Origin of the sequence: Catellatospora sp. TT07R-123 (assembly GCF_018327705.1) — a bacterium.
GTDB lineage: Bacteria > Actinomycetota > Actinomycetes > Mycobacteriales > Micromonosporaceae > Catellatospora.
Window position 1 is genome coordinate 506,876 of record NZ_BNEM01000002.1, and the last position, 11,435, is coordinate 518,310.

At 71.7% G+C, this 11,435-nt stretch carries 9 protein-coding genes; 4 read left to right on the plus strand and 5 right to left on the minus strand.

Annotated elements, in window-relative coordinates:
* Window positions 1–140 precede the first annotated feature (140 nt).
* Window positions 141–1,394 (minus strand): C39 family peptidase, encoded by a 1,254-nt coding sequence (locus tag Cs7R123_RS22650; RefSeq protein WP_212829724.1) that lies wholly within the window; start codon window positions 1,392–1,394, stop codon window positions 141–143.
* Window positions 1,395–1,542: 148 nt separating this feature from the next.
* Between Cs7R123_RS22650 and Cs7R123_RS22655 the strand changes: the two genes are divergently transcribed.
* The 3 genes from Cs7R123_RS22655 to Cs7R123_RS22665 all read left to right on the plus strand — a co-directional run bounded on the left by Cs7R123_RS22655 (window position 1,543) and on the right by Cs7R123_RS22665 (window position 5,712).
* Window positions 1,543–2,412 (plus strand): hypothetical protein, encoded by an 870-nt coding sequence (locus tag Cs7R123_RS22655; protein WP_212829725.1) that lies wholly within the window; start codon window positions 1,543–1,545, stop codon window positions 2,410–2,412.
* A 211-nt stretch (window positions 2,413–2,623) separates the two neighbouring features.
* Window positions 2,624–5,188, plus strand: coding sequence for a protease pro-enzyme activation domain-containing protein (locus tag Cs7R123_RS22660; protein ID WP_212829726.1), 2,565 nt, complete (start codon window positions 2,624–2,626; stop codon window positions 5,186–5,188).
* Between the two features lie 134 nt (window positions 5,189–5,322).
* Window positions 5,323–5,712 carry a hypothetical protein gene (locus tag Cs7R123_RS22665; protein ID WP_212829727.1) on the plus strand — a complete coding sequence of 130 codons (390 nt, stop codon included), beginning with the start codon at window positions 5,323–5,325 and terminating at the stop codon, window positions 5,710–5,712.
* A 182-nt stretch (window positions 5,713–5,894) separates the two neighbouring features.
* On the opposite strand, the gene Cs7R123_RS22670 is transcribed toward Cs7R123_RS22665, so the two are convergent.
* Window positions 5,895–6,803, minus strand: a complete 909-nt coding sequence (locus Cs7R123_RS22670) for a helix-turn-helix transcriptional regulator (RefSeq protein ID WP_212829728.1) — start codon at window positions 6,801–6,803, stop codon at window positions 5,895–5,897.
* A 129-nt stretch (window positions 6,804–6,932) separates the two neighbouring features.
* Here Cs7R123_RS22670 and Cs7R123_RS22675 point away from each other — a divergent pair, with 129 nt between their 5' ends.
* On the plus strand, window positions 6,933–7,304 hold the full coding sequence (locus tag Cs7R123_RS22675) for a hypothetical protein (protein ID WP_212829729.1): 372 nt from the start codon (window positions 6,933–6,935) through the stop codon (window positions 7,302–7,304).
* 117 nt (window positions 7,305–7,421) lie between these two features.
* On the opposite strand, the gene Cs7R123_RS22680 is transcribed toward Cs7R123_RS22675, so the two are convergent.
* From Cs7R123_RS22680 to Cs7R123_RS22690, 3 genes are all read right to left on the minus strand, one after another.
* Window positions 7,422–7,913, minus strand: a complete 492-nt coding sequence (locus tag Cs7R123_RS22680) for a DUF3253 domain-containing protein (RefSeq protein ID WP_212829730.1) — start codon at window positions 7,911–7,913, stop codon at window positions 7,422–7,424.
* A gap of 127 nt (window positions 7,914–8,040) precedes the next feature.
* On the minus strand, window positions 8,041–10,251 hold the full coding sequence (locus Cs7R123_RS22685) for an alkaline phosphatase family protein (RefSeq protein WP_212829731.1): 2,211 nt from the start codon (window positions 10,249–10,251) through the stop codon (window positions 8,041–8,043).
* Window positions 10,252–10,387: 136 nt separating this feature from the next.
* Window positions 10,388–11,434, minus strand: a complete 1,047-nt coding sequence (locus Cs7R123_RS22690) for a zinc-binding dehydrogenase (protein ID WP_212829732.1) — start codon at window positions 11,432–11,434, stop codon at window positions 10,388–10,390.
* Window position 11,435 lies beyond the last annotated feature (1 nt).

The window sequence follows — 11,435 nt, forward strand, 5'->3', positions numbered from 1 at the left end:
CCGTGCCGTTGCGGTCAGGGCCGGTCCGCGGGCTTGTTCAGCCCTCGACGAATCCGGTGGAGGCCGGCCCTGACCGCGCCGACGATGTCGGCCAGACCTCGACCGGTGTCCGGCTGAGGTCGGTGCGGCTGGTGCGGCGGTTACCAGTTCGCCTGGGACGGGGCGGGTGGGAGGGCTACGCCGGGCTGCTTGATCACGTACACGACGCCGCCGCTGCTGCGCAGCCATGCCGCTTCGAATTGGGCACGCCCGACGGTCTTGCGTACGGCCGCGTCGGTCGCGGACGCGGGGTCGTTCAGCACCGGCTGGCCGGTCGCGGAGAAGCCGGCCAGCACCAGCAGGTGCCCGTTGGTCGAGTAGGACAGGCCCGGGATCTCGTTCTTGCCGAACGACAGTGAGAACACCAGCGGTATGCCGGCGGCGATGAACTTCTCCGCCTCGTTCAGCGAGCGCAGCCGCGTGACGAAGCCGTCCAGGCCGAAGCGGCCGGCGTAGGCGGTGTTGAAGGGCCAGTTGCCGGTGCCGTTGTAGTTCAGGTCGTAGGTGCTGCGGGCGGCGTGGTCGACCCACGGGTCGGCGTAGCCGGGGTCGACCCAGGCGTAGTCGGCGGGCGTGGGGCCGGTGCCCCAGTATGCGGTCACCATCGACGTGGACGTGGGGCTGCACCAGGCTTCGCCGCCGCCGTTGTACTGCGGGTACTGCCCTGCGTGGATCTCCTGGGAGTACTGCGGCACGTTGAGGGTGATCCCTTGGGCGGCGGCCGGCGACGTCGCGGTGCCGGCGCCGGACACGGCGGAGGCGACCGCGCCGAGGCTGCGCACGACCGGGGTGAGGGAGCTGCCGGCCGGCCGGTACAGCGTCACCCGTACCTGCCAGCTGGTCAGTTCCCGGCCTGTGGCCGCGGTCCAGGTGTCGATGGCGATGCCGCCGTCGGCGTCGGTCTGTCCGGGCACGGAGGTGCGCTGCACGCTCGTGTCGTCCGCGGCCCACCGGCCCATGATCTTCCAGGCGGTGGTGTTGCCGGCGGCGGTCACGCCCCGCAGCTCCGTCTGCACCCAGGTCGCGCCGGGTGTGTCGGCGGTCCAGGACGCGATCGCCTGGGTGGCGCCGAAGCCGTTGGTGACCACGGGCGAGGTCCAACTGGCGTGGTCGTAGCTGGTGCCGAGATACGTGAACTGGCCGGCTGCCGAGGTGAGGCGCAGTGCGCCACCTGATGCCGTGGTGCCGAGGTGGGCTCCCGTGCCGAAGTCGGCGTCGGAGCTCCAGCCTTTGTAGACGATGTTGCGCGGTCCCGGCGGCGGCGTGGGCTTCGCCGACGCCGGGGCGGCCGCCCCGGCCATACCGATCGAGGCGCCTGCCGCCAGGGTCGCCCTGAGGACTGTCCTGCGCTCCATGAATCCTCCACTCACGATGGGAAGCTTCATTAGAGACTCTCGTGAGGAAGAGATGTTTCACAATGCCTGATCGGTCCGTCATCGGCAGGCCGTGCCGCTGTCGCACAGCCGACCTTGCATCAAGCTGCGTAAATGTAGTGTCCCGGGCATGAAGCTTCTCAGATTCAGCCTCAGCATCCTCGCCGTGGCCGGTGCCGCCCTCGCGCCGGGCGCTCCGGCGCAGGCCGCCGGTGGCGGGTTCGTTCGCAGCAGCGCGACCTGCGGCAGCGGGAAGGCGGTGTTCAGCGGCGGCGCGGCGGTGAACGGGTCGGGCTCGGCCGACTTCAAGACCAGCATCCAGGAGTCCGCGCCCGGCTCGGCGAGCGGGCTGGCGGTGTGGCTGAGCGCCGTGAAGAACAACGACACCGTCTCGCACACCCTCGGCCTCTACGCCGTCTGCGCCGACACTCCGGCCCGCTACCAGATCGTGCGCACGGACGTGACCGTCGCGGCCGGGGGCTACAGCCGGAACGTCGCCACCTGCCCCGGCGGCACCGTGGTCCTGGGCGGTGGCGCGGCGGTGGTCGGCTCGGGCTCGGCCGACTTCAAGACCAGCATCCAGGAATCGGCCCCCGGCGTATCAGGATCGCTGTCGGTGTGGCTCACCTCGGTGCGCAACAACGACACCGTGGCCCACACCATCGGTCACTACGCCGTCTGCGCTGTCCCGTTCCCCGGCTACCACACCGTTTCGACCCCGCACACGGTGGCGGCGGGCGGATTCCTGCGCACCCTCGCCTACGTCTGCCCGGCCGGCGAGGTCATCCTGACCGGCGGCGAGCAGGTCGTCGGCGCCGGGAGCGGCGACTTCAACATCCGGCTTCAGGAGAACGCGCCCGACAGCACCAGCAGCGCCGGACTCTGGATGGTCAGCCTGCGCAACAACGGCACCGTGGCCCGCACCATCAATGTCTACTCCGTCTGCGCGCCGCCACCCGCCGGGTACATGATCAACCTGGTCCCGGTCACCGTCTCCTGATCGACGGCGGCTCCCGCCCCAGGAAATAGGACCGGGGCGGGAGCCGCCGCGGCGGCCGCCAATTCTGTGAACGCGACTGAACGGCGACGGCCGCGGCGCTGCCCCTCCACCGGCGCCATCCGCAACGAATTGACGTTTCACTATCACCTTCACCGCGCGCCCCCGGGGTGGCTACGTTCCCGCCACACCCCTACATCCTGGGAGCGTCCACATGACACGCCTTCGTACCGCCCTGGCGGTGATCCTCGCCCTCGCCGCCGCGACCGCCACCCCGGCCGCCGGTTGGGCGCACAGCGGGGACACCGCCGCACCCCGGCTGGTCGCCCTCGCCAGCCGACCCGATCCGATACCCTCCGGCGCGACCCGCGTCGGCGGCGCCGACCAGGCCCGGACCGTCAGCGTCTCCGTCGCCCTGCGCCCCCACGACCAGGCGGCCCTCGACGCGTTCGTGGCGGCCGTCGGCGACCCGGCGTCGCAGCTCTACCGGCGGTTCCTCACCCCGGCTCAGTACAACGAGCGCTTCGCGCCCACGCAGGCCGATGTGGACGCGGTGAAGGCATACCTGACCGGCAAAGGGCTGAAGGTCACCGGGGTCACCGGCAACCGGCTGGTCGTGACCGCCAAGGGCTCGCTCGCCCAGGCGACCGCCGCGTTCGGCACCACCGTCTCGTCCTACACGGCCGCTGACGGGACCGGCTTCTTCGCCCCCGACCGGGCACCCTCGGTGCCGAGCAGCCTGTCCGGCATCGTCCGGGCCGTCGCCGGGCTCACCGACCGGGCCATGTTCCACCACGCTTCCGGCCCGGCCGGGCCGACCGGTCCCGGCGGCGGCTACACCCCCGCCCAGCTGCGCAAGGCGTACACCATGAGCACGCTGTCCGGCGCCTACGACGGCACCGGCGAGACGGTCGGGCTCATCGAGTTCGACGGGTTCAAGCAGGCCGACATCAACACCTGGACGAACCAGTTCGGGCAGCCGCAGGTCACCCCGACGGTCGTCGCCGTCGACGGCGGATTCCCGACCCCCGGCAGCAACCAGCTGGAGGTGACGCTCGACATCGACGCCGTCGCCGCGTTCGCGCCCAAGGCCGCGCAGATCGTCTACGAGGCCCCGAACAGCGACGCCGCCTGGGTGCACGAGATGGCCCGTATCGCGTCCGACAACCAGATCACCATCCTGTCGGGGTCGTGGCTGCTCGGCGAGAAGTGCGAGTCGTCGCCGATCTCAGCCTCGCACGACTCGTACACCCAGATGGTCGCCCAGGGCGTGACGCTGCTGTCGGCGTCGGGCGACTGGGGTGCCACCGGCTGCGGGTACAACGGCGACAACTCGACCATCCAGGCCGACTACCCGGCCAGCGACCCGCTGTTCACGGGGGTCGGCGGCACGAAGCTCACCACCTCGGACTCCGCCGGCACGTACAGCGCCGAGACCTGCTGGAACCAGGGCGGCTCGGGCAACACCCGCTCGGGCGGGGCCTACTCGTCGATCTACGCGCGCCCGTCGTGGCAGACGGGGTCCAACCAGTTCCGCTCGGTGCCCGACGTGTCGCTGCTCGCCGACTACAGCGCGGGAGCGCTGTCGGTCAACACCAACGGCTCGTGGCAGTCGGTCGGCGGGACGAGCCTGTCGTCGCCGCTGTGGGCGGGCTACATCGCGATGGTCAACCAGAAGGCCCGCGCCGCGGGCAAGCCGCGGATGGGCCAGCTCAACCCCACGGTGTACGGACTCGCCACCGGCTCCACGTACGCGACGCTCTTCCACGACGTCACGTCCGGGACCAACGGCACCTACAGCGCGGGCACCGGCTACGACCTGTGCACCGGCTGGGGTTCGCTCAAGGGTGACGCCCTCGCCGACGCCCTGGTCAACGGCTCTACGCCGCCGCCCGCGGACTTCACGATGTCGCTCAGCCCCACCTCGGGGAGCATCACGCCCGGCCAGTCCGTGAGCACCACGGTCAGCACGGTCGCGGGCACCACCCCGACCGGCGCGATCACCCTGACCGCCTCCGGCGCCCCCAGCGGCGTCACCGTCTCGTTCAGCCCCTCCTCGGTCAACCCCGGGCAGAGCTCCACCGCGACCATCACCAGCACCTCGTCGGTGGCCGACGGGACGTACCCGATCACGGTCACCGGCACGGCGGGGTCGGTCACCCACACCGCGACCTACACGCTGACCGTCGGCTCCACGCCGCCGCCGGCGGACTTCACCATGTCGCTCAGCCCCGCCTCGGGTGGCGTCACCGCAGGCCAGTCGACGTCGACGACCGTCAGCACGGTCGCGGGCAGCACCCCGACCGGTGCGATCACCCTGACCGCCTCCGGCGCCCCCAGCGGCGTCACCGTCTCGTTCAGCCCGGCCACGGTCAACCCCGGGCAGAGCTCCACCGCGACCATCACCAGCGCGTCGTCCACGGCGGCGGGCACCTACACCATCACCGTGACCGGCACCGCCGGCTCGGTCACCCACTCGGCGAACTACAGCCTCACCGTGACCGTCAGCACGCCGACCACGCTGTCGCTGACCAACCCCGGCACCCTGACCGGCTCCGTCGGGACCTCGCTCAGCGTGCAGCTCAACGCCACCGGCGGCACGACCCCCTACCGGTTCTCCGCGACCGGCCTGCCCGCGGGCCTGACGCTCAACACCAGCACGGGTGTCATCTCCGGCACGCCGACCACCTGGGCCAACTACCACCCGACGGTACGGGTCACCGACGCCGCCGGAGCCACCTCGTCGGCGACGTTCTACTGGTTCATCTTCCTCTACTGATCACTGCGCCGAGGCCGGCAACCCCGGCCTCGGCCAGTGTCGCGTCCCTTGGAGTCGGCCGGGTAATGCGCTGATTCCTGGTTTGTCGACCGCGAGGCATGTGTCAGCCTTTGTTTGTGTGGTGCCTCGATCCGATGAACAGCGCCGAGTTGATCAATCGGCTACGCGTTCATGCCGGCGATGATTTCGACGTCGCCTGGGTTGGCGAGGGCTGGCGTTCCCTCGTGGAGGAGTGTCACGAGCAGCTGGCAGCGGCGTTTCCGACGTACGTGCTGGTGAACATCGAGCAGAAGCACGGCTTGCTGGCGTTCCAGGCCTTGCCCCACCCACGGGTAGAAGGCCAGCCGTACTGGTCGAGCGGACAGTCCGCCATGCTGGAAGCGATCACCGACGAGTTCACACATCGGTCCAAGTCGGTGTGCGAATGGTGCGGTGCCGCTGCGGAGCTGCGCGAATGGCGCAGAACCGTACTCACGCTATGCGAAGAATGCGACCGTCAGTTCCCTGACCCCCCAGGAACGTGATCGTCGCCGGGCGACAGAATTCGGCTGCAGCCGTTGACCCTCGACCGTCGCGATCGGCCGACCGAACGCTTCCGGCGGACGAGCCATAGCCGCCCGCGTAACCCGAGAGACAATCGCAGCAAGCCTGCCTCATCGCCCGCCGGAATCAGCGGATTAGACGGCCATCGTCCTGTGGCAGGCCGTTAGCTCCAGGACCAGCGCAGGCCGACGATCCCCGGCTGGATGTCCCTGCCGACGAACTGGGCAGAACCGGTGCCACCGATCCACACCTCGCCCATCGGCTTCTCCGGACCGTCGATGGTGCGCCGGGTGAACCGGTGGCACCGGGCCGGCATCCGGCCGCCGAAGTCGACCACCAGCGCATACTCCTCGACCGGCCGGGTGAACCGGCGGTGGTAGTTGTCGAGGGCCTCCCCGTCGGCGAAGCCGAACTCGTACTCCACCATCGTCCGCTCGCCCTTGCCCAGCGGGTGGTCGAAGATGATCTCGGCGACCGTGAGACCCGTACGCCGGTCGGTCACCACCCGGCCGCCCCGGCCGAAGTCCACCCGCAGCAGCGTGGCGGGCTCCCGCGCGCCCTGATCCGTCTGGTAGTAAACGGGAATCCGCTGCACACCGGGCATCGAGGCCTCCACGATGAGGCGCACGGTGAGGCTGCGCTCGCTCCCGTCCGGTGCCAGGCGCACCACGTCGTGAACCGCGCGGGCCGTCACCGCCCCGTCCGGCGGGGCCGCCAGGTGCGCCAGGATCGGCCCGGCCGGCCAGAGCTTGCTGCGCGGCAGCGTGCCGGGCGGATGGTCCACCCACCGGCCGCGCGCCCGGCGCGGTCCGAGCAGCTTGAGCAGCGAGGACGCGGGCAGGCCCAGGACTTCCTCCAGACAGGACACCGCATCCAGCGAGGTGGCGCGTTCCGGGCGGGACCGCCCGCGCCGCCAGTAGGACAGGGTCGCCCGTGACACCTGCACCCCGCGCTCGGCGAGGTGGTCACGGACCCGGTCCAGCGTCAGGCCGGACTGATCCAGGGCGGTGGCCAGCGCCTCCTCGAAGGGGCCGGTCCGCAGCGCCCGAGCCAACGCTGGGCTGATATCCACCTCGATGACTCTACGACGCCCCGGCGGTGGCGGCATGCGGCGTCGGCGGTGTTCGTCAGCCGGGCAGAGTTGGCCCGGTATTCACCTTCGGCGGCCGCGGCCCGGCCCGGTCTGGATCACACTGACGCCGTGGCCGACACCGACGACTCCCGCGACATAGTGCTGTTCCCGCCGACGGGACCGAGATTCGAGACCTCGTGGCCGCGCGTGTGGTGGAGCGTCCTGGTCGCCGTGGGCTGGTATGTCGTCGCCGACGCTGCGCTGGTACTGACTCTCCTGCTCAAGCCGGAGCAGACCGACGACAGCTGCGGCCTCTGCTCTCCCGTGCTCAGCCTCGTCTTCGTCCTGTACCTCAGCCCGATGCTGCTGATAGCGCTGACACCTGTCCTGGTGCTGATCGCCTGGGCGGTGCACCGCCACGTACGGTCTCCGCTGCTCGTGGGAACGATCGCCATCGCGGGTCCCGCCCTGGTGCTGTGCTGCATGGCGGTCGCGAAGTAGGCGTGGGCGGCCGCCGGGTCGGCGCCTCGTCAAGGACGCACCGCCCGGCACCGGCGACTCCGTGCCCTGGGTGGTGCCGGTTCAGTCGTCGGCCCGAACGGCGCGCTCTTCACCGTCTCACCACCGGGGACCGCGGGCGAGGCGAACGGGTCCGACGGCGGCAGCCATGTCGACGTCGACGCCGTGCTGACGGACGGCGAGGATGCCCTGCCGCGACAGTTCACCGGCCACCTCACGGGCGGCGTCCATCAGGCCATGCCACGCCTTGCCGCCGGCGACCCGGGCCGCATCGCTGGGGCAGATGGTGGCGTCGGGGCCGCGATGGCACAGCAGGGCACGCATGGCCGCCGCCAGCCGCACTCGCTGGCCATCGGGGGTCGGTGCCCACCACGGGTCGCCTCGCTCCCCCAACGCCACCTTGGCGTCCTGTACCCGTCGGCGGGCCGGTCGCGGATCGCCGCGAACCAGCCGGCGAGCTGCCATCAGCTCGTTCACCAGTTCCTGGCGCAGTGACCCGGGTATGGCCGGGTCGGTGGTCCGCCATCGCCGGCCGGACACGATCAGGTACCGGCCGTCCGCCCCTGCCGCGCCCTCGTCGCCTGGGTCCATGGTCCCAGTGTCGCCTGTTCAGCAGGGGCGCCCGGCCGGATCACCCACGGCGTCGAGCTAGGCCGCAGATGGGCGGGTCCCGACCCGGTCCGGGCCGTGACCCGCCCGTCGGGCGGTGCGTCGGGTGTCAGCGGACGTTGACGCCGTCGACCATCCAGTACCAGGAGTTGTTGGCGTCGTAGAGGCGGAACGTGACGCGCATGGAGGTGGCCCCGGCCGGTACTGCGACGGTGAGGGCCTCGTCCCGGGCGATCGCGTCGGCGCGGTAGGTCTTCACCGTGGTCGCCGGGCCGTTGTCGAACGACACCAGGACGTCGCCCTTCTGCGTGCCGTCCTGGCGGTACAGCGTGGTGTACCGCAGCGTGACGGAGGTGCGGCCGCTGACGGTGTAGGCGGGTGAGTTCAGGGAGGAGTCGAACGAGGTGCCGCCGGCCTTGTCGGCGTACTCGTCGGGGTCGGCGACGGCGACGACGCCGCGGCCGCGGACGCCGAGTTCGCGCGACTGGTCGGCCTGGGCTCCGGTCCAGAACTCGTCGGTGGTGAGGCTCCAGCCGCGCCATTCGCTGACGCCGCCGGCGGGCATCCGGCTGTTGTCGACGGTCCAGCCGTTGACCCCGGTGTGGGTGAAGCCGAGCAGGCCGGCCGGGATGCCGGTCTCGTCGACCCGGGTCGACAGGGCCGGGTAGGCGGCGTCGAAGTCGTCGCCGCGTGCGGTGAACAGGCTGCGGCCGTCGAGGTTCCAGGCCGGGTTGATCGTGATTCCCATGTGGGTGAGGGCGGTCGCGGCCGCGTCGACGAGCCGGGTGTCGGTGGGTCGCTGACCGGCGGCGATGCCGGGGGCGTTGGCGATGACGAAGGTGCGTCGTTCGGCGATGGACGATCCGCCGTGGCCGCCGGCGTCGGTATGGCCGTGGTCGGTGACCACCTCGATCAGCCACCGCTCGGCGGCGTAGGTCGGCCGGGCGCGGACGGCCGCCAGGAGCTGGCCGATCTGGGCGTCGGAGCGGGACAGGGTGGCGAGGTACGCGGCGCTGGCCGCGCCCGAGGAGTGGCCGGCGGCGTCGATGTCGCCGAGGTACACGAACGCGGCGTCGGGGTTGCGGTCGCGCAGCACCCGGGCGGCGACGTCGGCGATGCGGGCGTCGTCGCGGGTGTAGCCGTCGGCGTCGCCGTCGAGCACGATGCGGCTGTCGACGGCGGTGCCGAAGGTGCCCTGGTTGCCCAGGTCGGCCCAGTCGACGGCGGCGAACGTCGACAGGGCTGGGCGGCCCTGCTCCATGCGGGTCAGGAAGTCCGGGTACTGGCCGTAGTTCTTGCCGGTGAAGCTGTTGTCGACGACGCCGTGCTTGTCGGGCCATACGCCGGTGGCGATGGTCGACCAGCCGGGGCCGGAGGAGGTGGCGGCCATCGGTGCGCTGTACAGGAGGCTGGTGCCGTACAGGCCGCTGGTGATCAGGTTCCACAGGTTGGGCGAGTTGGCGGCCGAGATCTTGTCGTTGCGCAGCCCGTCGAGGCCGATGACCAGCGTCTTGTCGGTGCTGACGCCTTTGGGCAGGGTGGGGGTCGCGATGGGGTCGGGCACCGGGGCCGGGGGTGCGGTGATCGGGGTGTCGGCGACCGTCACGTCGTCGATCGCCCAGTACCAGTTGTTGCCGGCGTCGTAGAGGCGCCAGGCGAGGCGGGCGGTCGTGGCGCCGGTGGGCACGGTCACCGAGCGGGTGACGTACTGGTTCTGCGCGTCGGCGCCGGCGTTGGCGTCGGCGGCGTTGGGCCCGTAGTGCAGGACGGTCGAGGTGGCCCCGGTGTTGAAGGTGACGGTGACGTCGGCCTTCTGGTTGCCCTCCTGGCGGTAGTGGCCGGCGAAGCCGAGGTACAGCGTGGTGGCGCCGGCGGGGATGGTCACCGGTGCGCTGGTCAGGGTCGAGTCGAAGGTCGACGTGGCGGTGGGGTTGCCGCGGTCGTCCCACTCGTCGGGGTCGGCGACGGCGAACACCCCGGAGGCGCGGGTGAAGTTGGCTCGGTCCTGGCCGTCGGCGGCGGTCCAGAACGGCATGGTGGTGAACGTCCAGCCCTTCCACTCCCGCACTCCGTCCGGCATGGCCGGTTGCACGGTGACCGACCAGCCGGCCGGGGCGGTGTGGGTCCAGCCGAGGGTGGCGGCCGGGGTCGCTTCGTCCAGTGCCGGCTGTAGCTGGCTGGTCAGTGTCTCGAACGTCTGGGTGGTGATGGTGGCGGCCGCGGCGGGCGAGCCGACGGCCGCGAGCAGTCCGGCGGCCAGGGCGGCCGTGGTGGAGAGGGCGATCGCGTGGCGGGTTGGCGCGGTGAGTCTGCGGAGCAAGGTGCCCTTCCTCTCGGTATGGGTGCGGCGCCGTGCCGGTGGATCTCGCCGGTCGATGCCCCCGGCGGATCCGTCGACAAAGGTCCGTACCTGTTATCTTCGTGTTACATATCGGCGCTCTGAGATGCATCGACTCTCAGCGGTGCGGATCTACCGCCTGGCGTAGCGCGGGCGAGCCGTCCGCCGCGGCCACGGCGGCGGCGATGGCGGACAGTCCGAACGGGGTCCCGGTCAGCTCCGCGAACGGGAACCGGTCGTGGTTGTCGGACAGGAATTCCACCGCGCGGACGAGGTGTGCCGGGCGGTAGTTGTGCACCCCGGTCACCTGGAGCAGGCCACGGACCACCCGCTCGGGGTCGATCGCCACGGTCGGGCCGGGCAGGACCGAGCCTGCCAGCACGGCGTGGCCGCCGACGGCGAGCGCGCCGAGGCAGCCCTGCACCGCCGCAGCCGCGCCGGACAGCTCCAACGCGATGTCGACCTCGGCCGGCAGCGCGTCCGGCGCGACCACGTACGCGGCGCCGAAGCGCTTGGCCAGCGCACGCCTGCCCGGGTCGGGATCGCAGACGACGACCTCCGCGCCGGCCTGGGCGGCCATCGCCGTGGCCGTGACGCCGAGCAGGCCGGCTCCCGTCACCAGGACGCGCCGGTCGGCTACCGCCGACACCGCGTCGAGCACCGCGGCCACGGTCGCCGTCGCGCACGACGCCGGGGCCGCCACCCCGGCGGGAACGCCGCGCGGGATCGGGACCACGGCCGTGCCGGCGGGCAGGAGCGCGTGGGTGGCGAACCCGCCGTTGAGGGTCCACGAGTCGTCGATCCGCTCGTGCCCGAACTTGCGCAGGCGCAGGCACTTCTGCTCCATCCCCCGCGCGCAGCGCCCGCACGCTCCGCAGGAGACCGTCACCGACCAGACCACGCGGTCGCCCGGCGCGACCGGGCAGCGCTGCGCGCCTACCGGTTCGCCCACGGCGACCACGCGCCCGACCTGCTCGTGGCCCAGGACCGTCGGTGTCGGAGCGGACCGGCGCCCGGCCACGGTGTGCAGGTCGCTGCCGCATACCGTGGCCAGCTCGATCTCGACCAGGACCTCTCCCGGGGCCGGCTCGACCTCGGGGCAGGTGACGACGGTGAACGGGCGGCCGACCCCGTCCCAGCGGGCGTAGCGCACGCGGGCGTCCATG

Excerpts from the sequence above, each read along its gene's own strand:
- Cs7R123_RS22665 (WP_212829727.1), top strand. The coding sequence starts at position 5,323 with ATGAACAGCGCCGAGTTGATCAATCGGCTACGCGTTCATGCCGGCGAT.
- Cs7R123_RS22650 (WP_212829724.1), bottom strand. The coding sequence starts at position 1,394 with ATGGAGCGCAGGACAGTCCTCAGGGCGACCCTGGCGGCAGGCGCCTCG.
- Cs7R123_RS22680 (WP_212829730.1), bottom strand. The coding sequence starts at position 7,913 with ATGGACCCAGGCGACGAGGGCGCGGCAGGGGCGGACGGCCGGTACCTG.
- Cs7R123_RS22655 (WP_212829725.1), top strand. The coding sequence starts at position 1,543 with ATGAAGCTTCTCAGATTCAGCCTCAGCATCCTCGCCGTGGCCGGTGCC.
- Cs7R123_RS22660 (WP_212829726.1), top strand. The coding sequence starts at position 2,624 with ATGACACGCCTTCGTACCGCCCTGGCGGTGATCCTCGCCCTCGCCGCC.
- Cs7R123_RS22690 (WP_212829732.1), bottom strand. The coding sequence starts at position 11,434 with ATGGACGCCCGCGTGCGCTACGCCCGCTGGGACGGGGTCGGCCGCCCG.